The sequence below is a fragment of the Pseudomonas sp. SJZ103 genome, assembly GCF_007828335.1.
GTDB lineage: Bacteria > Pseudomonadota > Gammaproteobacteria > Pseudomonadales > Pseudomonadaceae > Aquipseudomonas.
In genome coordinates, this window is record NZ_VIUN01000001.1 from 687,802 (window position 1) to 709,619 (window position 21,818).

A 21,818-nucleotide genomic window follows, 5' to 3' on the forward strand; every position below is an offset into this window, starting at 1 on the left:
GCGAATCTGCCGCATTTTGCGGCAGTTTGTTTATTGCCAGTTGGAATAAGAAAGGACTTCATGAAACGTCTGCTGCTAACTGCGGTTCTCACCGTATTGATGATCGCCGAAGTTCACGCCGAGTCCTTCACCATCTCCGATATTCGCGTCAACGGCCTCCAGCGGGTTTCCGCGGGTAGCGTCTTTGGTGCCTTGCCGTTGAACGTCGGGGAACAGGCTGATGACCGTCGCCTGGTGGAATCCACTCGTGCGCTGTTCAAAACCGGGTTCTTTCAAGACATCCAACTGGGTCGCGAAGGTAACGTCCTGGTCATCACCGTCGTCGAGCGACCTTCCGTCGCCAGTATCGAGATCGAAGGCAACAAGGCGATCTCCACTGAAGACCTGATGAAAGGCCTGAAGCAATCTGGCCTGGCCGAGGGCGAGATCTTCCAGCGCGCCACCCTTGAAGGTGTTCGTAACGAACTGCAACGCCAGTACGTTGCCCAGGGCCGCTACTCTGCGACCGTGGAAACGGAAGTGGTGCCGCAGCCTCGTAACCGTGTCGGCCTCAAGGTCAACATCAACGAAGGTACCGTGGCGGCCATTCAGCACATCAACGTGGTGGGTAACACCAAGTTCGCTGATGAAGACCTGATCGACCTGTTCGAGCTGAAGACCACCAACTGGTTGTCGTTCTTCAAGAACGATGACAAGTACGCCCGCGAAAAACTCTCCGGTGACCTGGAGCGCCTGCGTTCCTACTACCTGGACCGTGGCTATATCAACATGGATATCGCTTCGACCCAGGTGTCCATCACCCCGGACAAGAAACACGTCTACATCACTGTCAACGTCAACGAAGGCGAGAAGTACAAGGTTCGTGACGTGAAGCTCAGCGGCGACTTGAAAGTGCCTGAAGACCAGGTCAGGGCCCTGTTGCTGGTGCAGAAAGACCAGGTGTTCTCGCGCAAGCTGATGACCACCACGTCCGAACTGATCACCCGTCGCCTGGGTAACGAAGGCTATACCTTCGCCAACGTCAACGGCGTGCCTACCCCGCACGATGAAGACCACACCGTGGACATCACCTTTGTCGTCGACCCAGGTAAGCGTGCCTACGTGAACCGCATCAACTTCCGTGGCAACACCAAGTCTGCGGACGAAGTGCTGCGCCGCGAAATGCGCCAGATGGAAGGTGGCTGGGCGTCGACTTACCTGATCGACCAGTCCAAGACCCGTCTTGAACGCCTGGGCTTCTTCAAGGAAGTGAACGTCGAAACGCCAGCCGTACCGGGTGTGGATGACCAGGTTGACGTGAACTACGCCGTGGAAGAGCAAGCGTCGGGTTCGATCACCGCCAGTGTCGGTTTCGCGCAGAGCGCCGGTCTGATCCTCGGTGGTTCCATCACCCAGAACAACTTCCTCGGTACCGGTAACCGAGTATCCATCGGCCTGACCCGAAGCGAATACCAGAGCCGATATAACTTCGGTTATACCGACCCCTACTGGACTGCTGACGGCGTGAGCCTGGGCTACAACGCCTTCTACCGCACCACTGACTACAAAGACCTTGATGTTGACGTAGCGAGCTATGCGATCGACAGTCTCGGTGCCGGTGTCAACGTGGGTTACCCGATCAGTGAGACTTCGCGCCTGACGTTCGGCCTGACCGCGCAACAGGATGAGATCAAGACCGGTGTGTACACCGTGGACGAGATCTTCGACTTCACTCGCAAGGAAGGCGACAAGTTCCTGAACTTCAAGGCGTCCGCCGGCTGGTCCGAGTCGACCCTGAACAAAGGCGTGCTTGCCACCCGTGGCCACTCCCAGAGCCTGACTCTGGAAGCAACGACGCCGGGCAGCGACCTGTCGTTCTTCAAGCTCGATTACCGTGGCCAGTTGTTCCAGCCGCTGAGCGATAACTACACCATGCGCCTTCACACTGAGTTGGGTTATGGCGACGGTTATGGCTCCACCAATGGGCTGCCGTTCTACGAGAACTACTACGCGGGTGGCTTCAACTCCGTGCGGGGCTTCAAGGACAGCACCCTGGGCCCACGTGGTACACCGAGCCGTGGTGTTGGTGTGACCGGTAACCAGGGCACCGTAGCTGACTCCGACAACGACCCGCTGCCATTCGGTGGTAACGTGTTGATCCAGGGTGGGGCGGAAATCCTGTTCCCGCTGCCGTTCGTCAAAGATCAGCGGTCCCTGCGTACTTCTGTCTTCTGGGATGTGGGTAACGTGTTCGACTCCAAGTGTGAACAGATCACCAACCCAAGCGGCGTGAAGTCCAGTACTGAGTGCAACGACGTGAGCCTAAGCAACTTGGCGAGCTCGGTGGGTGTAGGTGTGACCTGGGTGACTGCGCTTGGCCCGTTGAGCTTTGCTCTGGCCATGCCGATCAAGAAACCGGATAACGCTGAAACCCAGATTTTCCAATTCTCCCTCGGCCAGACGTTCTAAGCGTCTGACCCAAGATAACGACAACGGATTCTGTAGGAGTACATCGTGCGTAAGTTGACTCAATTGGTTCTGCTGGCCACCGTGCTGGTAACCACCCCGGCCTTCGCCGAAATGAAAATCGCCGTCCTGAACTATCAGATGGCCCTGCTGGAATCCGACGCGGCCAAGAAATACGCAGTGGATGCCGAGAAGAAGTTCGGTCCGCAACTGACTAAGCTCAAGACGTTGGAAAGCAGCGCCAAGGGTATCCAGGACCGTCTGGTAGCGGGTGGCGACAAGATGCAGCAAGGCGAGCGCGAGCGTCTGGAGCTTGAGTTCAAGCAAAAGGCTCGTGACTACCAGTTCCAATCCAAGGAGCTGAACGAAGCCAAGGCTGTTGCCGACCGTGAAATGCTGAAGCAGCTCAAGCCTAAACTCGACAGCGCAGTGGAAGAAGTCATCAAGAAAGGTGCCTTTGACCTGGTGTTCGAGCGTGGCGCAGTGATCGACGTCAAGCCTCAATACGACATCACCCGTCAGGTGATCGAGCGCATGAACCAGCTGAAGTAAGCCATGACCGCGACTATCAAGCTCGGCGAGTTGGCCGAGTTCCTGGGAGCCACCTTGCGTGGTTCCCAGGAGAAGGAAATCACTGGGCTAGCCACCTTGCAGGAGGCTGGCCCAGCTCAGTTGAGCTTCCTTGCAAACCCTCAATACCGTAAATACCTCGTCGACAGCCAGGCTGCAGCCGTGTTGTTGAAGGCAGCTGATGCAGAAGGGTTTGCCGGGGATGCGCTGGTGGTACCCGACCCATACCTGGCCTATGCGCGGGTGTCACACCTGTTCGATCCGAAACCCAAGGCAGCCGGCGGTATTCATGCGTCGGCGGTGATCGCCGATGATGCCCAGGTTGATCCTGCGGCAAGCATTGGCGCCTTTGCGGTGATCGAGAGTGGTGCGCGCATTGGCGCAGGTGTGACGGTCGGTGCCCATTGTTTTATCGGTGCGCGCTGCGAGATCGGTGCCGATGGTTGGTTGGCGCCTCGCGTGACCCTGTACCACGATGTGCGTATCGGGGAGCGTGTAGTGATTCAATCGGGTGCCGTGATCGGTGGTGAAGGCTTTGGCTTTGCCAACTCGAAAGGCGTCTGGCACAAGATTGCCCAGGTCGGCGGTGTATTGATCGGCGACGACGTGGAAATCGGTGTCAACACGGCTGTCGATCGCGGAGCCCTGGCCGATACCGTGATTGGTAACGGCGTGAAGCTCGACAACCAGATCCAGATCGCTCACAACGTGCAGATTGGCGATCACACCGCCATGGCCGCCTGTGTAGGCATTTCCGGCAGCACCAGGATCGGCAAGCATTGCATGCTCGCCGGTGGCGTAGGGCTGGTGGGGCATATCGATATTTGCGACAACGTTTTCATCACCGGCATGACCATGGTGACCCACTCGATTACCGAACCGGGGGCCTACTCATCTGGTACCGCCATGCAGCCCGCAGCTGAATGGCGCAAGAGTGCAGCACGTTTGAGGCAGCTCGACGACATGGCTCGACGTCTCAAACAGCTGGAAAAGCGTGTTGGGGACGTGACCCCTGGCGGTAATGCTTCATCTGAAGGCTGATACCATTTCCATATCAAGTGTGCACAGCCGCTAGACTGCCTCCTTGATTTGCTAGCGGGGCGTGCGTTTAGTCGCCCGCCCCCAATCTTTATTACAGGCTTCCCCCCGAAATGATGGACATCAACGAGATTCGCGAATACCTGCCTCACCGTTACCCGTTCCTGCTGGTGGACCGCGTAGTGGACCTCAATGTTGAGGAAAAGCGCATTCGTGCCTACAAGAATGTCAGCATCAACGAACCGTTCTTCAACGGTCACTTCCCCGCGCATCCCATTATGCCGGGCGTATTGATCATCGAAGCAATGGCCCAGGCTGCCGGTATCCTTGGTTTCAAAATGCTCGACCTCAAGCCTGCCGACGGCACGCTTTACTATTTCGTGGGCTCCGACAAGTTGCGCTTTCGCAACCCGGTTACTCCGGGTGACCAGTTGATCCTGGAAGCCAAGTTCATCAGCTGCAAGCGCCAGATCTGGAAGTTCGAATGCCAGGCCTCGGTAGACGGCAAGCCGGTGTGCTCGGCCGAGATCATCTGTGCGGAACGCAAACTATGAGTTTGATTGACCCTCGCGCAATCATCGATCCGTCGGCCGTACTGGCCGCCGACGTTGAGGTCGGCCCCTGGTCGATCATCGGCGCAGGTGTGGAAATCGGCGAGGGGACTGTCATCGGGCCGCACGTGATCCTCAAAGGTCCGACCCGCATTGGCAAACACAACCGCATCTACCAGTTTTCCTCGGTAGGTGAAGACACCCCGGACATGAAGTACAAGGGTGAGGAGACGCGCCTGGTAATCGGTGATCACAACATCATCCGTGAAGGCGTGACCATTCACCGTGGCACCGTGCAGGATCGTGCAGAGACCACGCTGGGTGATCACAACCTGGTCATGGCCTATGCCCATATCGGCCATGACAGCGTGATCGGCAACCACTGCATCCTGGTCAACAACACGGCGTTGGCTGGCCATGTACACGTTGACGATTGGGCGATCCTGTCCGGCTTTACCTTGGTGCATCAGTATTGCCATATCGGCGCCCACAGTTTTTCCGGCATGGGCACCGCCATCGGCAAGGACGTTCCAGCGTTCGTCACGGTGTTCGGCAACCCGGCCGAAGCCCGCAGCATGAACTTCGAAGGCATGCGCCGTCGTGGGTTCAGCGAAGACGCGATTCACGCCCTGCGCCGTGCCTACAAGGTGGTCTACCGTCAGGGGCTGACGGTAGACCAGGCGTTGATCCAACTGGCCGAGCCAGCAGCGTTGTTTCCGGAAGTCGCGGTGTTCCGTGACTCGATCCAGGCTTCGACCCGCGGCATCACCCGCTGATCATGGCTACTCTGCGTATCGCGCTCGTGGCCGGAGAAGCTTCCGGCGACATTTTGGGCGCAGGTCTTATGCGGGCGCTCAAGGCCCGGCACCCTGCGGTGGAATTTATCGGTGTCGGCGGCCCGCTGATGCAGGCCGAAGGCCTCACGTCATACTTCCCCATGGAGCGTCTGTCGGTCATGGGCCTGGTCGAGGTGCTGGGTCGCTTGCGTGAGCTTCTGGCTCGTCGCAAGCTGCTGATCCAGACGCTGATCGAAGAAAAGCCCGATGTCTTTATCGGAATCGATGCGCCGGACTTCACCCTCAATATCGAACTCAAGTTGCGTCAGGCCGGGATCAAGACCGTGCACTACGTCAGCCCCTCTGTGTGGGCGTGGCGGCAGAAGCGTGTGTTGAAGATCCGCGAAGGCTGCGACCTGATGTTGACCCTGTTGCCGTTCGAAGCCAGGTTCTACGAGGAGAAGGGCGTGCCGGTACGGTTTGTCGGGCATACCCTGGCTGACAGTATTCCTTTGCAGGCTGATCGTGCGGCTGCCCGTGCCGAACTTGGCCTGCCCGAAGGGCCGCTCGTCGCGCTGATGCCGGGCAGTCGAGGCGGCGAAGTGGGCCGTCTTGCCAGCGTGTTTTTCGATGCTGCCGAGCGCCTTCAAGCCTTGAAGCCCGGGGTACGTTTCGTGTTGCCCTGCGCCAGCCCGCAACGGCGTGCACAAATCGAGACACTGCTGGTCGGTCGCAATCTCCCATTGACCCTGCTCGACGGTCGGTCGCACCTGGCCTTGGCGGCCTGTGATGCCGTGCTGATCGCGTCGGGTACCGCGACCTTGGAGGCGCTGCTGTACAAGCGCCCGATGGTCGTGGCCTATCGCCTGGCACCGCTGACGTTCTGGATTCTCAAGCGCATGGTCAAAAGTCCTTACATCTCCCTGCCCAACTTGCTGGCTCAGCGCCTGTTAGTGCCGGAGTTGTTGCAGGACGATGCAACGCCCGAAGCCCTCGCGCAAACCCTACTACCCTTGATCGACGGCGGCGAAGAACAGACCCGTGGTTTTGACGACATCCACCGCACCCTGCGCCGTGATGCATCGAACCAGGCGGCGGACGCCGTATTGACCTTGATCGGCCAAAAACAGGAAGCTTTATGAGCACGCAAATAGGCCTGGATTTCAGCCTGGTTGCCCAAACCCACGAACTGGTGGCCGGTGTTGACGAAGTGGGGCGCGGTCCGCTGTGTGGTGCGGTGGTTACGGCGGCCGTGATCCTTGATCCGAACCGTCCGATCCTGGGCCTCAACGACTCGAAAAAACTCACTGAAGCGCGTCGTGAGAAACTCTACGACGAAATCTGTGAAAAGGCCCTGAGCTGGCATATCGCCCGGGCTGAAGTCGAAGAAATCGACGAATTGAACATTCTGCACGCCACAATGCTGGCCATGCAGCGTGCCGTTGAAGGTCTGCATATCACCCCAAAACTGGCGATGATCGACGGCAACCGTTGCCCGAAGCTGGCGATGCCGGCTGAAGCGGTGGTCAAGGGCGATAGCAAGGTGCCCGCCATTGCAGCGGCGTCGATCCTGGCCAAGGTCAGCCGAGACCGTGAAATGGCGGCGTTCGAATTGATCTACCCCGGCTACGGCATCGGAGGGCACAAGGGCTATCCGACGCCCGTTCATCTGGAAGCCCTGGCCCGTCTCGGTCCAACGCCGATCCACCGGCGCTCGTTTGCCCCGGTGCGCCAGGCTTATGAGCTGCGCGAGAACCTCAGCGAGGTTTAGTCGCAAGGCTGATGTTTTTGCCAAGGCCCGGTACAATCCCGGGCCTTGTTGTTTCTAAGTTTCTGGACAGGATCACTATGCCGGCTTCATTCGTTCACCTGCGCCTGCACACTGAATACTCCCTGGTCGACGGCCTGGTACGGATCAAACCGCTGGTCAAGACCCTGGTGGGCATGAACATGCCTGCGGTCGCGGTTACCGATCAAAACAACATGTGCTCCCTGGTCAAGTTCTACAAGAACGCCATGGGCGCCGGCATCAAGCCGATCTGCGGCGCCGACCTGTGGCTGTCCAACAAAGACCCGGATAACCCCCTGAGCCGCATCAGCCTCCTGGCGATGAATGGCGTGGGTTATCGCAACCTCACCGAATTGATTTCCCGTGGCTTTATCGACGGTCAGCGCAACGGCTCGATCATCATCGAGCGCGAATGGGTCGCCGAGGCCAGCGAAGGCCTGATCATGCTGTCGGCCGCCAAAGAGGGCGAGATCGGTATCGCGCTGCTGGGCGGTAATCCCCATGAAGCCGAAGTGCTGGCGAGGGAGTGGATGCAGGTCTTCCCCGACCGTTTCTACCTGGAAGTCCAGCGCACCAATCGTCCCAACGATGAAGAGCATCTGCACGCCGCCGTGGCCCTGGCCGACAAGCTGGGCGCGCCGTTGGTGGCGACCAACGATGTGCGCTTTATCAAGAAGGAAGATTTCGAGGCCCACGAAACCCGCGTGTGCATCGGCGAAGGCCGGGCCCTGGATGACCCGCGCCGCTCCAAGAACTACAGCGAAGAGCAGTACCTCAAGAGCGCGGAGGAGATGGCCGAGCTGTTCAGCGACCTGCCCGAGGCCCTGGAAAACTCCGTTGAGATCGCCAAACGCTGCAATATCGAAGTGAAGCTGGGCAAACACTTTTTGCCCAACTTCCCGATTCCCGATGGCATGACCATCGATGAGTATTTCCGCAAGGTGTCGTTTGATGGTCTGGAGGAGCGTCTGTCCGTCCTGCTGCCCAAGGACACCACCGAAGATTACGAGGCCAAGCGCCAGGTCTACGTCGACCGGCTGAATTTCGAGCTGGATATCATCATCCAGATGGGGTTCCCCGGTTACTTCCTGATCGTGATGGACTTTATCCAATGGGCCAAGAGCAACGGCGTACCGGTAGGTCCGGGCCGGGGGTCGGGTGCTGGCTCGCTGGTCGCCTATGTTCAGAAGATCACCGACCTCGATCCACTGGAATACGACCTGCTGTTCGAACGGTTCCTGAACCCGGAACGGGTCTCCATGCCCGACTTCGACGTCGACTTCTGCATGGACGGCCGGGACCGCGTGATCGAATACGTGGCCGAGAAATACGGCCGCAACGCTGTGAGCCAGATCATCACCTTCGGTTCCATGGCGGCCAAGGCGGTAATCCGTGACGTGGCGCGGGTGCAGGGCAAGTCCTACGGCCTGGCGGATCGCCTGTCGAAGATGATCCCGTTCGAAGTCGGCATGACCCTGGAAAAAGCCTACGAGCAGGAAGAGATCCTGCGCGACTTCATCAAGGTCGATGAAGAAGCCGCCGAAATCTGGGACATGGCGCGCAAGCTCGAAGGCGTGGTGCGTAACGTCGGTAAACACGCCGGTGGCGTGGTTATCGCGCCGACCAAGCTGACCGACTTCTCTCCGATCTATTGCGATGAAGAGGGCGGCGGCCTGGTTACCCAGTTCGACAAGGACGATGTGGAGGCGGCCGGCCTGGTGAAGTTCGACTTCCTCGGCCTGCGGACCCTGACGATCATCGACTGGGCGCTCAAGACCATCAACCGCGACCGCGCCAAGGTCAACGAAGAACCACTGGATATCGCGTTTATCCCGCTGGACGACAAGCCGACCTACACCTTGCTGCAAAAAGCCGAAACCACGGCGGTGTTCCAGCTTGAATCCCGCGGCATGAAAGAGCTGATCAAAAAGCTCAAGCCCGACTGCCTGGAAGACTTGATCGCACTGGTGGCGCTGTTCCGTCCGGGCCCGCTGCAATCGGGCATGGTGGATGACTTCATCAACCGTAAGCACGGCCGCGCCGAGTTGGCGTACCCGCACTCCGATTACCAGTACGAAGGCCTCAAGCCGGTATTGGCGCCGACCTACGGCATCATCCTGTACCAGGAACAGGTGATGCAGATCGCCCAGGTGATGGCCGGCTACACCCTCGGTGGCGCGGACATGCTGCGGCGTGCCATGGGTAAGAAAAAGCCCGAGGAAATGGCCAAGCAGCGCGGCGGTTTCATTGAAGGTTGCGCCACCAACAATATTGACGCCGACCTCGCCGGTAACATTTTCGACCTGGTAGAAAAATTCGCCGGTTATGGCTTCAACAAATCCCACTCCGCCGCCTACGGCCTGGTGTCGTACCAGACCGCCTGGCTGAAAGCCCACTACCCGGCGCCGTTCATGGCTGCGGTACTCTCGGCGGATATGCACAACACCGACAAGGTCGTGACCTTGATCGAGGAAGTGCGCACCATGAAGCTGCGCCTCGACGCACCGGACGTGAACGCCTCGGAGTTCAAGTTCACGGTGAACGACGAAGGTCGCATCATCTATGGCCTGGGCGCGATCAAGGGCGTGGGCGAAGGCCCGGTGGAAGCCATCACCGAAGCGCGCCAGGACGGGCCGTTCAAGGATTTGTTCGACTTCTGCGCGCGGGTTGACCTCAAGCGCATCAACAAACGCACCCTCGATGGCCTGATCCGCAGCGGCGCACTCGACCGTCTTGGGCCGTATTTTCATGATGAGCCGAAGGCTTACCAGGCGAATATCGACCGCAACCGCGCGGTGCTGCTCACCGCCATGGAAGAAGCGATCAAGGCCGCCGAACAGACCGCTCGGACCCACGACAGTGGCCATGCCGACCTGTTTGGCGGGTTGTTCGTCGAAGAAGATGCCGATGTGTACGCCAACCATCGCAAGGCCAAGGAGCTGACCCTCAAGGAACGCCTCAAGGGTGAGAAAGACACCTTGGGCCTCTACCTCACCGGCCACCCGATTGACGAATATGAAGGCGAAATCCGCCGCTTCGCCCGTCAGCGCATCATCGACCTGAAACCGGCGCGGGATACCCAGACCGTCGCCGGCATGATCATCGCCCTGCGGGTGATGAAAAACAAAAAAGGCGACAAGATGGGCTTTATCACTCTCGACGACCGCTCGGGCCGGATCGAAGCGTCGCTGTTTGCCGACGCCTTTCACTCTGCGCAGTCGCTGCTGCAGACCGACGCCATGGTGGTGGTGGAAGGGGAGGTCAGCAACGATGACTTCTCCGGCGGCCTGCGTCTGCGGATCAAGCGGGTGATGAGCATGGAAGATGCACGCACCAACCTGGCCGAAAGCCTGCGCCTGAAGGTGAAAACCGAAGCCCTCAAGGGCGATCAGCTACGCTGGTTGGGTGACCTGCTCAAGCGCCATCGCGGCGCCTGCCCGGTGACCATGGAGTACACCGGCAACGACGCCAAGGCGATGTTGCAGTTTGGCGAGACCTGGCGAATTGATCCTGCTGATGGCTTGATTCAAGCTTTGCGTGACCAGTTCGGCCGTGACAACGTCTTCCTCCAATACCGTTGACGGTCAGAGCGCCTGACCTCGGCTGAACATTTAATCTCGACCTAAACGCGCCTCTCCCTTAAGGTAGGGCGCGAATAGACAACCGGCTGGCCAGGCAACCCTTGGCCGTCGACCCAAGACGGACGCTTATGAACCCGAATTTTCTTGATTTCGAACAGCCGATCGCTGACCTGCAAGCCAAGATCGAAGAACTGCGCCTGGTCGGCAATGACAATTCGCTGAATATCGGCGATGAGATCGCTCGCCTGCAAGACAAGAGCAGCACGCTCACCGAAGACATCTTCGGCAAGCTGACCAGTTGGCAGATCGCGCGCCTGGCCCGCCACCCGCGCCGTCCGTACACCCTGGACTACATTCAGCACATCTTCACCGAGTTCGACGAGCTGCACGGCGACCGCCACTTCTCCGACGACGCGGCCATCGTGGGCGGTATCGCTCGCCTGGACGACCAGCCGGTCATGGTCATCGGTCACCAGAAAGGCCGTGAAGTGCGCGAGAAAGTGCGCCGCAACTTCGGCATGCCGCGTCCGGAAGGCTACCGTAAGGCCTGCCGTTTGATGGAAATGGCCGAGCGCTTCAAGATGCCGATCCTGACCTTTATCGATACGCCGGGTGCTTACCCAGGTATCGACGCCGAAGAACGCAACCAGAGCGAAGCCATTGCCTGGAACCTGCGTGTCATGTCTCGTCTGAAAACCCCAATCATTGCCACCGTGATCGGTGAGGGTGGTTCTGGCGGTGCACTGGCCATCGGTGTCTGTGACCAGTTGAACATGCTGCAATATTCGACCTACGCGGTGATCTCGCCGGAAGGTTGCGCCTCGATCCTGTGGAAAACCGCAGAAAAGGCGCCGGACGCTGCCGAAGCCATGGGCATCACTGCCGATCGCCTAAAGGGCCTGGGTATCGTCGACAAAGTGATCGCCGAGCCATTGGGCGGCGCCCACCGCGACCCGGCCGCCGCCGCCGCCACTATCCGTGCCGAGTTGGGTTCGCAACTGGCGATGCTCAAGAAGCTGGATAACGAAGCGCTGCTGGCCCGTCGCTACGAGCGCCTGATGAGCTACGGCCTGTAAGCCGACGCCGTAATTTAATGTGGGAGGGGGCTTGCCCCCGATTGCAGGGTCTCAGTCACCACATCTCGTGACTGACCCACCGCTATCGGGAGCAAGCCCCCTCCCACATTTGCTTTGTGTATGCTTGGTCAACGTATTCCAGATTTGCGGCGGTAACGTTTGATGAAACCAACCTTGCCCGCCCAGCTCCTGCAAGCCCTGTCCCCCTGGCGCAACGCCCCGGCCTGGCATATCGCTTTCTCGGGTGGGCTTGATTCCACTGTCCTTCTGCATCTCCTGGCCATCCTGGCAAAATCCGAAACATTACCGCCCCTCAGCGCTGTCCATGTCCACCATGGTCTGCAGGCTGTTGCCGACGCCTGGCCAAGCCATTGCCAGTCGGTGTGCGACAGCCTGGGCGTACCCTTGCGGGTTATGCACGTGCACGTGCCGCCCGGCGCCAGCCTTGAGCGTGCCGCCCGTGAGGCGCGTTACCAGGCGTTTACCGAAGTGGTCAGGGAGGGGGAAGCAGTGCTCACTGGCCAACATCGTGATGATCAAGCCGAAACGCTGCTATTCCGTCTGCTGCGCGGTGCTGGGGTGCGCGGGCTCGCCGCAATGCCTGCGCATCGTCCGTTGGCGGGTGGTTTTCTGGTGCGGCCGTTGCTGGATGTCTCGCGCGCCGAGTTGGAAGCCTATGCCGGTGATCATCAACTCAAGTGGATTGAAGATCCTTCCAACGCCGATCCACGCTTCTCCCGTAATTACCTGCGGCACCGCGTGATCCCGACGTTGACGGAGCGTTGGCCCCAAGCCGTCTCCAGCCTGGCCCGCACTGCCGAGCACCTCGGTGAGGCCGAGGCGTTGCTGGGCGAGTTAGCCTGCATGGACCTGCAAGCCGCCGATCAACCTTCACGGTTTCCTTGGCTGCTTTTGCCATCATTGGCCCTCGGTCCACTGCGCGAACTTTCCGATGCTCGCCAGCGCAACGCCCTGCGCCATTGGCTGGCTCCGCTGACCCGGTTACCCGACAGCGACCATTGGGCTGGCTGGTATTCCCTACGTGATGCCAAGGGGGACGCACAGCCCTTATGGCGTCTTGCCGATGGGGAATTGCACCGTTGCGGCGAGCGCATCTGGTGGCTGCCTGGCGTCTGGTCGGAATTTTCCCACGGGTCGGTGAGCTGGCCTGATCCGCGAAACCCACTAGAGTTACCCGGCAATGGCCTGCTGAAGATAATCGGCAAGGCGCCCGAAGGCCCTTTGGAAGTCCGTTATCGCCAGGGCGGTGAAATGCTCGATGTGCCAGGCCGAGGCCGGCGCGACTTGAAGCGTCTGCTTAATGAATGTGGAGTGCCAGTGTTCGTCCGTGGCAGATTGCCGCTGCTCTATCAGGGCGAGCAATTGCTCGGCGTGCCTCACCTCACTGGACTCCGGGGAGCACCGCGCGAAGGCTGGCAATTAGATTGGATACCACAGACCTGCGATCAAGGTTTGAGCTGATAGCGCCTTTCCGGTAGACTACGCTCCCTTCTTGATACAACTTCTGTGGATTCGCCTGAATCGCAGCAGTTGCCGATTACCAAGCAGTCTTTGCTGGGCGATTCCAAAAAATGTGTAGCGATCAACGTACCGGTGTTTCATTGCTGGTCTGTCACAACGCGGCGGTTTTTTTGAAAGGTGCACTGTGATTAATGCAGGTGATCGGGGGCTTCGGCCTCTCTTCGCTTTCCCCGGCGGCTCGGACCGCTTTAACGCAGACTTCTAGGGTTTTTCATGACGCGCTACATATTCGTCACGGGCGGTGTTGTTTCTTCATTGGGGAAAGGCATTGCCTCCGCTTCATTGGCGGCCATCCTGGAGGCGCGGGGGCTTAAAGTCACCATGCTCAAGCTGGACCCGTACATCAACGTCGACCCGGGCACCATGAGCCCGTTCCAGCACGGTGAAGTGTTCGTCACACACGACGGCGCCGAGACCGACCTGGACCTGGGCCACTACGAGCGGTTCATCCGCACGACCATGACCCAGAACAACAACTTCACCACCGGCCGTGTCTACGAGCACGTGCTGCGCAAAGAGCGCCGTGGTGACTACCTGGGTGCAACCATCCAGGTGATTCCGCACATCACCGACGAAATCAAGCGCCGCATCATCAAGGGTGCAGGCGATGCCGACGTGGCGATGGTCGAGATCGGTGGCACCGTGGGTGACATCGAATCCCAACCATTCCTCGAAGCCATCCGCCAGCTGCGTTTCGAAGTCGGCGCCAAGCGCGCGATGTTGATGCACCTCACGTTGGTGCCGTACATCGCCACCGCCGGCGAGACCAAAACCAAGCCTACCCAGCACTCGGTCAAGGAACTGCGTTCTATCGGCCTGCAGCCGGACGTGCTGGTCTGCCGCTCCGATCACCCGATCGACATTTCCTCGCGTCGCAAGATCGCGCAGTTCACCAACGTTGAAGAACGTGCGGTGATCGCCCTGGAAGACGCCGACACCATCTACAAGATCCCGGGCATCCTGCATTCCCAGGGCCTGGATGATTTTGTGGTCGAGCGTTTCGGCCTGCAGTGCAACGGCGCGGACCTGTCCGAGTGGGAAGCTGTGGTTGACGCCAAGCTCAACCCTGAGCACGAAGTCACCATCGCCATGGTCGGCAAGTACATGGAACTGCTGGACGCGTACAAATCGCTGATCGAAGCGATGAGCCACGCGGGCATCAGCAACCGTACCAAGGTCAACCTGCGCTACATCGATTCCGAAGACATCGAGAACCAGGGCACCGCGTTGCTCGAAGGTGTCGATGCGATCCTCGTTCCAGGCGGTTTCGGCCTGCGTGGCGTGGAAGGCAAGATCACCGCCGTGCAATACGCTCGTGAGAACAAGGTGCCGTACCTGGGCATCTGCCTGGGCATGCAAGTGGCCGTTATCGAATTCGCCCGTAACGTGATGGGCTGGAAAGACGCCAACTCCACCGAGTTCGACAGCAAGAGCGGCCACCCGGTCGTGGGCTTGATCACCGAGTGGGAAGACGCCACCGGCGCCGTCGAAACCCGTACCGAAAGCTCCGACCTGGGCGGTACCATGCGCCTTGGCGCGCAAGACTGCCTGCTGGAGCCGGGTTCCCTGGTTCACGACTGCTACGGCAAGGACGTGATCGTCGAGCGTCACCGTCACCGCTACGAAGTGAACAACAACCTGCTGCCGCAAATCAAAGAGGCTGGCTTGAAAATCTCCGGTCGCTCCGGTGATGGCGCGCTGGTTGAAGTGGTCGAGGCCCCGGATCATCCGTGGTTCGTCGCTTGCCAGTTCCACCCAGAGTTCACCTCGACTCCACGCGACGGTCACCCGTTGTTCAGCGGTTTCGTCAAGGCTGCACTGACGCAACACCAGAAGAAGGCGTAAACCTGATGGCCCAGAAGATCATTCGCGTAGGCGACATCGAGATTGCCAACGACAAGCCCATGGTGCTGTTCGGCGGCATGAACGTGCTGGAAAGCCGTGACATGGCGATGCAGGTCTGTGAAGAGTACGTCAAGGTCACCGAAAAACTGGGTATCCCTTACGTGTTCAAGGCCAGCTTCGACAAGGCCAACCGTTCGTCCGTGACCTCCTATCGCGGCCCGGGCCTTGAAGAAGGCATGCGGATCTTCCAGGACATCAAGCAAGCCTTCGGCGTGCCGATCATCACCGACGTCCACGAGCCTGAACAGGCTGCCGTGGTCGCCGAGGTGTGCGACATCATCCAACTGCCGGCCTTCCTGTCGCGCCAGACCGACCTGGTCGTTGCGATGGCCAAGACCGGTGCTGTGATCAATATCAAGAAAGCCCAGTTCCTCGCACCCCAGGAAATGAAACACATCCTGAACAAGTGCGTGGAAGCGGGTAACGACCAATTGATTCTCTGCGAGCGTGGTTCGAGCTTCGGCTACAACAACCTCGTGGTGGACATGCTCGGTTTCGGCATCATGAAACAGTTCGAATACCCGGTGTTCTTCGACGTGACCCACGCGCTGCAAATGCCCGGTGGTCGCGCCGACTCCGCCGGTGGGCGCCGTGCCCAGGTACTGGACCTGGCCAAGGCCGGCATCAGCCAGTCCCTGGCTGGCCTGTTCCTGGAAGCCCACCCGGACCCGGACAACGCCAAATGCGACGGCCCATGTGCCCTGCGCCTGAACAAGCTGGAACCATTCCTGGCCCAGCTCAAGCAGTTGGACGAACTGGTCAAGAGTTTTCCGACGGTAGAGACCGCGTAAGCGTTGATTCTCCGGTAGACTTTCCCACGCTTTACGCTCAGGCCTACGGGCCTGAGCCTTGTCGCCTGCAAGCCTGCCCCGTTGTTCCACCCTTGCGGTCGGTCAAAAGATTTCCTTCAGCTGCGTCGTTTTCGTCAACTTTGGAGTGTTTACAACAATGGCAAAAATCGTCGACATCAAAGGTCGTGAAGTTCTCGACTCCCGTGGCAACCCCACCGTCGAAGCCGACGTGCTTCTCGATAACGGCATCATCGGCAGCGCCTGCGCGCCGTCCGGTGCTTCCACAGGTTCGCGCGAAGCGCTGGAACTGCGTGATGGCGACAAGAGCCGTTACCTGGGCAAGGGTGTCCTCAAGGCTGTAGCCAACATCAACGGCCCGATCCGTGACCTGCTGCTGGGCAAAGACCCGCTGGACCAGAAAGCCCTGGACCACGCGATGATCAAGCTCGACGGCACTGAAAACAAAGGCAGCCTCGGCGCCAACGCCATTCTCGCCGTGTCCCTGGCTGCTGCCAAGGCCGCCGCCCAGGACCAGGACCTGCCGCTGTACGCCCACATCGCCAACCTGAACGGTACCCCGGGTGTCTACTCGATGCCGGTTCCGATGATGAACATCATCAACGGTGGCGAGCATGCCGATAACAACGTCGACATCCAGGAATTCATGGTGCAGCCGGTCGGCGCCAAGACCTTCTCCGAAGGCCTGCGCATGGGCACCGAGATTTTCCATCACCTCAAAGCCGTACTGAAAGCCCGTGGCCTGAGCACTGCCGTAGGTGACGAAGGTGGTTTCGCACCGAACCTGGCGTCCAACGAAGATGCACTGAAAGTGATCTCCGAAGCCGTGGCCAACGCCGGCTACACGCTGGGCACCGACGTGACCCTGGCCCTGGACTGCGCCGCCAGCGAATTCTACGAAGATGGCAAATACAACCTGTCCGGCGAAGGCCAGGTGTTCAACTCCGAAGGCTTTGCCGACTACCTGAAGGGCCTGACCCAGCGCTACCCGATCATCTCAATCGAAGACGGCCTGGACGAGTCCGACTGGGATGGCTGGAAAATCCTCACCGACAAGATCGGCGAAAAAGTCCAGTTGGTGGGTGACGACCTGTTCGTGACCAACACCAAGATCCTGAAAGAAGGCATCGACAAAAAGATCGCCAACTCGATCCTGATCAAGTTCAACCAGATCGGTACCCTGACCGAAACCCTGGAAGCCATCCAGATGGCCAAGGCTGCGGGCTACACCGCTGTGATCTCGCACCGCTCCGGCGAAACCGAAGACTCGACCATCGCCGACCTGGCCGTGGGCACTTCGGCGGGCCAGATCAAGACCGGCTCCCTGTGCCGCTCTGACCGTGTGTCCAAGTACAACCAATTGCTGCGTATCGAAGAGCAACTGGCCGGCAAAGCCAAGTACAACGGTCGCGGCGAGTTTCGCGGCTGATCGGTAGATGGTAAAAAGTCGGCAGATTGCGTCGGAAAATTCACGATAGTGAACATTTCGGCGTTAATCTGATGGCTATCAAGCACAAGCCTGGTTCTTCCAGGCTTCGTGCTATCAGTTGCTGTAAAAGTTTTGCATGGCGTGTTTTTTCACTGGATACCCGATATTCGATGCGCAGTCCCAATTGGTTGTTCCTCGTCTTGCTCTTGTTGCTGGCTGGCCTGCAATACCGCCTATGGGTAGGTAATGGCAGCTTTGCGCAAGTAAAAGACCTGACCCAGCAAATTGCCGACCAGCACGCCGAGAACGAACGCCTGCTGGAGCGCAACCGCGTCCTCTATGCCGAAGTGCTTGAGCTGAAAAAAGGTACCGAGACCGTTGAAGAGCGGGCTCGTCATGAGTTGGGCATGGTCAAGGAGGGCGAAACCCTCTACCAGTTGGCCCAATGAGCCACCGTTTGCCGGCCTTCTGGGCCGTGATACCTGCCGCGGGCGTCGGTGCCCGTATGGCTGCGGACCGTCCCAAGCAATACTTGCAGTTGGGCGGACGTACTATTCTCGAACACAGCCTTGGCTGTTTTCTCGACCATCCCAGCCTCAAGGGGTTGGTGGTCAGTCTTGCTGCTGATGATCCGTATTGGCCCAGCCTGGCGTGTGCCGCGGACCCTCGTATCCAACGTGCGGACGGTGGTTCGGAGCGCTCGGGCTCGGTGCTCAATGCCCTGCTGCAGCTCAATGCCCTGGGCGCCAGCGATGACGATTGGGTGTTGGTGCATGATGCGGCGCGGCCTAACCTGAGCCGTGATGACCTGGACAAGTTGCTGGCCGAGTTGGCGGACGATCCGGTAGGCGGCCTGCTGGCTGTGCCGGCCCGCGACACCCTCAAGCGCGTCGACAAGCAGGGCCGGGTGGTGGAAACCGTCGACCGCAGCTTGATCTGGCAGGCCTACACGCCGCAGATGTTCCGCCTGGGGGCCTTGCATCGCGCGTTGGCTGACAGCCTGGTGGCCGATGCGCTGATCACCGATGAAGCCTCAGCCATGGAATGGTCCGGGCAGGCGCCGCGTTTGATCGAAGGGCGGTCGGACAATATCAAGGTGACCCGGCCGGAAGACCTGGAGTGGCTGCGGTTGCGGTGGGCCAATCGACGGTAGTCAGTTGCACCAGGTCGACTTCATCGCAGGCAAGCCAGCTCCCACATTCGATCACCTTCTCCCCAGACAGCTCGGTCAAATGTGGGAGCCGGGCTTGCCCGCGATGAGGCCCGCTTAGACACCCAATACTCAACCGCTGTACTCCGGCCGCTCGGCTAACCCCTCTTTCAAGAAATCCACCAACTTCCTGACCTTCGGCGACAAGTGCCGTTGTTGCGGATACAGCGCCCACACCGCCGTATTCGGCGGCTGATGCGCCTCCAGCAGCGACACCAATGCGCCGCTGTGCAGGTGCTCCAGCACGTAATAGTCGGGCAGTTGGCACAGCCCCACCCCTTGCAGCGCCGCATCCAAAACCGCTTGCCCACTGTTGCAGCGCCAGTTGCCCTGTACCCGTTGGGAAAATTCCCGCCCGTCCTGGGCCAATTGCCAAATGTCCGAGCTGCCGATCAGGCAGTTATGCCGACTCAATTCCGACAAGCTGTGTGGGCGTCCGTACCGGGCCAGGTAGGACGGCGACGCGCACAGGTACATGCGTCGGGGTGCGAGGCGGCTGGCGACCATGCGCGAATCCTGCAAGCGTCCCAGGCGAATCGCCAGGTCGAGGCCTTCGTGCACCAGATCCAGTTGGCGGTTGCTCAGTTCGATATCCACCCGCAATTGCGGGTACAGGCCCATGAACCGTGTCACCAGTGGCACGATGAAACGCTCGCCATAAGCCACCGCGCAGGTCATGCGCAACATCCCTTTCGGTTCGCTGGTGAGGTCACCCACGGCGCGCAGGGCTTCTTCGCGGCCATCCTGTAAGCGCTGGCAATGTTGCAGAAATGTCTGACCCGCTTCAGTCAGGGTCACCTTCCGGGTACTGCGATACAGCAACCGTGTTTGCAGGCGCTCTTCCAGGCGTGCCACCTGGCGGCTGATGTGGGACGAAGACACACCCAGCCGCTCGGCAGCCGCCGTAAATTGGCTGCATTCGGCGACGGCAACGAATTCATCGATGCCTTCCCAGCGGTTCTCCAACATGTTAATTGTCCCTGTACAGCAATAAAGTTTTGCTTTTGCCTGGATTATTAATCATGGAGGCATGTTTTACACTCTCTCCATCAGTTTTTAACTCCCTGGAGAAACCTGGATGATCAAGTCCCGCGCTGCCGTTGCCTTTGAAGCCAAGAAACCCCTCGAGATCGTGGAAGTCGATGTGGCCATGCCCAAGGCGGGCGAAGTGCTGTTGCGTGTGGTCGCCTCCGGGGTTTGCCACACTGACGCCTACACCCTTTCCGGCGCTGACCCGGAAGGCATCTTCCCGTCCATCCTTGGCCATGAAGGCGGTGCGGTGGTCGAAGCCATCGGCGAAGGCGTGACTTCGGTGGCGGTCGGCGACCATGTGATCCCGCTATACACCCCGGAATGTGGCAAGTGCAAATTCTGCCTGTCGGGTAAGACCAACCTGTGCCAGGCCATTCGTTCCACCCAAGGCAAAGGCCTGATGCCGGATGGCACCACGCGTTTCTCCTACAAGGGTCAGCCGATTTTCCACTACATGGGCACCTCGACGTTCTCCGAGTACACCGTGCTGCCGGAAATTTCCGTCGCCAAGATTCCTAAAGAAGCACCGCTGGAGAAGGTCTGCCTGCTTGGCTGCGGCGTCACCACCGGCATCGGTGCGGTGATCAATACCGCCAAGGTCAAGCCGGGCGACACCGTGGCCATCTTCGGTCTCGGCGGTATCGGCCTGTCAGCCCTGATTGGTGCGGTCAAGGCCAAGGCCGGCCGTATCATTGCGATTGACATCAACTCGGCCAAGTTCGAGATCGCCAAGCAACTGGGCGCCACCGACTGCATCAATCCGAAAGACTATGACCGCCCGATTCAGGACGTGATTGTCGATTTGACTGATGGCGGCGTGGACTTTTCCTTCGAGTGTATCGGCAACGTGCAACTGATGCGTGCCGCGCTCGAGTGCTGCCACAAGGGTTGGGGCGAGTCGGTGATCATCGGCGTTGCCGGTGCTGGCCAGGAAATCTCCACGCGTCCATTCCAACTGGTGACCGGTCGCGTCTGGCGTGGCTCGGCGTTCGGTGGCGTACGCGGCCGTACTGAATTGCCAAGCTACGTGGAAATGGCCCAGACCGGCGAGATTCCGCTGGACACGTTCATCACACACACGATGGGCCTGGAAGACATCAACAAAGCGTTTGACCTGATGCATGAAGGCAAGAGCATTCGTACCGTCATCCACTTCTGAGGTCGGCCATGAGTCTGGAAAACCTGTCGTGCCAGAAGAGCTTCGGCGGCTGGCATAAACGCTACAAGCATCACTCGGATGTGCTCGGCTGCGACATGACCTTCGCCGTCTACCTGCCGCCGCAAGCGGAGCAGGGCGGCAAGCTGCCGGTGCTGTACTGGCTGTCCGGCCTGACCTGCACCGATGAGAACTTCATGCAGAAAGCCGGTGCCCAGCGCATGGCTGCGGAACTGGGGTTGATCATCGTGGCGCCGGACACCAGCCCGCGTGGGCCAGGTGTACCGGGCGACCCGGATAACGCCTGGGATTTCGGCCTGGGCGCAGGGTTTTACCTGAATGCCACGCAGGAGCCGTGGGCCAAGCACTATCGGATGCATGACTACGTGGTGCAGGAATTGCCGGCATTGGTTGAAGCGCATTTCCCGGCTTCGGACAAACGCGGCATCAGTGGCCACTCCATGGGCGGCCACGGTGCGTTGGTGTGTGCCTTGCGCAACCCCGGGCGTTACCTGTCGGTGTCGGCGTTTTCGCCGATCAACAACCCGATGGATTGCCCGTGGGGCCAGAAAGCCTTCTCCCGTTATCTGGGAGAAGAACGCTCCAAATGGCGCGAATGGGATGCCTGTGTGCTGATCGGCGAAGCCTCGGAAAAGCTGCCACTGCTGGTGGATCAGGGCGACCGCGACGATTTCCTCGCGGTGCAGCTCAAGCCCGAAGCCTTGGCGCAAGCGGCCAAGGCGGCGAACCATCCACTGGAACTGCGCCTGCAGCCTGGCTACGACCACAGCTACTTCTTTATCGCCAGCTTCATCGAAGACCATTTGCGACATCATGGTCGTGCTTTGCTCGGTTAATGTGAGGCAAAAGTAGGTAGAATCACGCCCTGAATTAAATCGGGGCGTTTTT

At 59.5% G+C, this 21,818-nt stretch carries 18 protein-coding genes; 17 read left to right on the forward strand and 1 reads right to left on the reverse strand.

Features of this window, described 5'->3' with window-relative positions:
• Nucleotides 1–60: 60 nt before the first annotated feature.
• The 15 genes from bamA (at nt 61) to ispD (ending at nt 18,664) form a co-directional block, all read left to right on the forward strand.
• Nucleotides 61–2,448, forward strand: a complete 2,388-nt coding sequence (gene bamA / locus FBY10_RS03400; protein ID WP_131697252.1) for an outer membrane protein assembly factor BamA — start codon at nt 61–63, stop codon at nt 2,446–2,448.
• Nucleotides 2,449–2,493: 45 nt separating this feature from the next.
• On the forward strand, nt 2,494–2,997 hold the full coding sequence (locus tag FBY10_RS03405; RefSeq protein WP_003172279.1) for an OmpH family outer membrane protein: 504 nt from the start codon (nt 2,494–2,496) through the stop codon (nt 2,995–2,997).
• Between the two features lie 3 nt (nt 2,998–3,000).
• The gene (lpxD, locus tag FBY10_RS03410; protein WP_131697251.1) at nt 3,001–4,056 is read left to right on the forward strand and encodes a UDP-3-O-(3-hydroxymyristoyl)glucosamine N-acyltransferase; all 1,056 of its coding nucleotides are present in this window, start codon (nt 3,001–3,003) and stop codon (nt 4,054–4,056) included.
• A 110-nt stretch (nt 4,057–4,166) separates the two neighbouring features.
• Nucleotides 4,167–4,607, forward strand: coding sequence for a 3-hydroxyacyl-ACP dehydratase FabZ (fabZ, locus tag FBY10_RS03415; protein WP_003172281.1), 441 nt, complete (start codon nt 4,167–4,169; stop codon nt 4,605–4,607).
• Complete coding sequence (lpxA, locus tag FBY10_RS03420) at nt 4,604–5,380, forward strand: acyl-ACP--UDP-N-acetylglucosamine O-acyltransferase (RefSeq protein ID WP_025855134.1); 777 nt, start codon at nt 4,604–4,606, stop codon at nt 5,378–5,380. The genes fabZ and lpxA overlap by 4 nt, the downstream gene beginning before the upstream one ends.
• A 2-nt stretch (nt 5,381–5,382) precedes the next feature.
• The gene (gene lpxB / locus FBY10_RS03425) at nt 5,383–6,522 is read left to right on the forward strand and encodes a lipid-A-disaccharide synthase (protein ID WP_065926454.1); all 1,140 of its coding nucleotides are present in this window, start codon (nt 5,383–5,385) and stop codon (nt 6,520–6,522) included.
• The gene (gene rnhB / locus FBY10_RS03430) at nt 6,519–7,151 is read left to right on the forward strand and encodes a ribonuclease HII (protein ID WP_027604470.1); all 633 of its coding nucleotides are present in this window, start codon (nt 6,519–6,521) and stop codon (nt 7,149–7,151) included. Before lpxB ends, rnhB begins: the two co-directional genes overlap by 4 nt.
• Before the next feature lie 77 nt (nt 7,152–7,228).
• Nucleotides 7,229–10,750, forward strand: coding sequence for a DNA polymerase III subunit alpha (dnaE, locus tag FBY10_RS03435; RefSeq protein WP_131697250.1), 3,522 nt, complete (start codon nt 7,229–7,231; stop codon nt 10,748–10,750).
• A 128-nt stretch (nt 10,751–10,878) separates the two neighbouring features.
• On the forward strand, nt 10,879–11,826 hold the full coding sequence (locus tag FBY10_RS03440; protein WP_003172288.1) for an acetyl-CoA carboxylase carboxyltransferase subunit alpha: 948 nt from the start codon (nt 10,879–10,881) through the stop codon (nt 11,824–11,826).
• Between the two features lie 162 nt (nt 11,827–11,988).
• Nucleotides 11,989–13,308 (forward strand): tRNA lysidine(34) synthetase TilS, encoded by a 1,320-nt coding sequence (gene tilS / locus FBY10_RS03445; protein ID WP_145335046.1) that lies wholly within the window; start codon nt 11,989–11,991, stop codon nt 13,306–13,308.
• Between the two features lie 273 nt (nt 13,309–13,581).
• Complete coding sequence (locus FBY10_RS03450; RefSeq protein ID WP_053137224.1) at nt 13,582–15,213, forward strand: CTP synthase; 1,632 nt, start codon at nt 13,582–13,584, stop codon at nt 15,211–15,213.
• A 5-nt stretch (nt 15,214–15,218) separates the two neighbouring features.
• Complete coding sequence (kdsA, locus tag FBY10_RS03455; protein ID WP_145335044.1) at nt 15,219–16,064, forward strand: 3-deoxy-8-phosphooctulonate synthase; 846 nt, start codon at nt 15,219–15,221, stop codon at nt 16,062–16,064.
• Between the two features lie 157 nt (nt 16,065–16,221).
• On the forward strand, nt 16,222–17,511 hold the full coding sequence (gene eno, locus FBY10_RS03460) for a phosphopyruvate hydratase (protein WP_027604464.1): 1,290 nt from the start codon (nt 16,222–16,224) through the stop codon (nt 17,509–17,511).
• A gap of 170 nt (nt 17,512–17,681) precedes the next feature.
• Entirely contained in the window at nt 17,682–17,960 is a 279-nt protein-coding gene (ftsB, locus tag FBY10_RS03465) for a cell division protein FtsB (protein WP_131697248.1), read from the forward strand.
• Complete coding sequence (gene ispD, locus FBY10_RS03470) at nt 17,957–18,664, forward strand: 2-C-methyl-D-erythritol 4-phosphate cytidylyltransferase (RefSeq protein ID WP_131697247.1); 708 nt, start codon at nt 17,957–17,959, stop codon at nt 18,662–18,664. Before ftsB ends, ispD begins: the two co-directional genes overlap by 4 nt.
• A gap of 129 nt (nt 18,665–18,793) precedes the next feature.
• Here ispD and FBY10_RS03475 read toward each other — a convergent pair whose 3' ends face one another.
• Nucleotides 18,794–19,690, reverse strand: coding sequence for a LysR substrate-binding domain-containing protein (locus FBY10_RS03475; RefSeq protein ID WP_027604462.1), 897 nt, complete (start codon nt 19,688–19,690; stop codon nt 18,794–18,796).
• A 109-nt stretch (nt 19,691–19,799) separates the two neighbouring features.
• Here FBY10_RS03475 and FBY10_RS03480 point away from each other — a divergent pair, with 109 nt between their 5' ends.
• On the forward strand, nt 19,800–20,912 hold the full coding sequence (locus FBY10_RS03480) for an S-(hydroxymethyl)glutathione dehydrogenase/class III alcohol dehydrogenase (protein ID WP_145335042.1): 1,113 nt from the start codon (nt 19,800–19,802) through the stop codon (nt 20,910–20,912).
• An 8-nt stretch (nt 20,913–20,920) separates the two neighbouring features.
• The gene (gene fghA, locus FBY10_RS03485) at nt 20,921–21,766 is read left to right on the forward strand and encodes an S-formylglutathione hydrolase (protein ID WP_145335039.1); all 846 of its coding nucleotides are present in this window, start codon (nt 20,921–20,923) and stop codon (nt 21,764–21,766) included.
• The last annotated feature ends 52 nt before the right edge of the window (nt 21,767–21,818 follow it).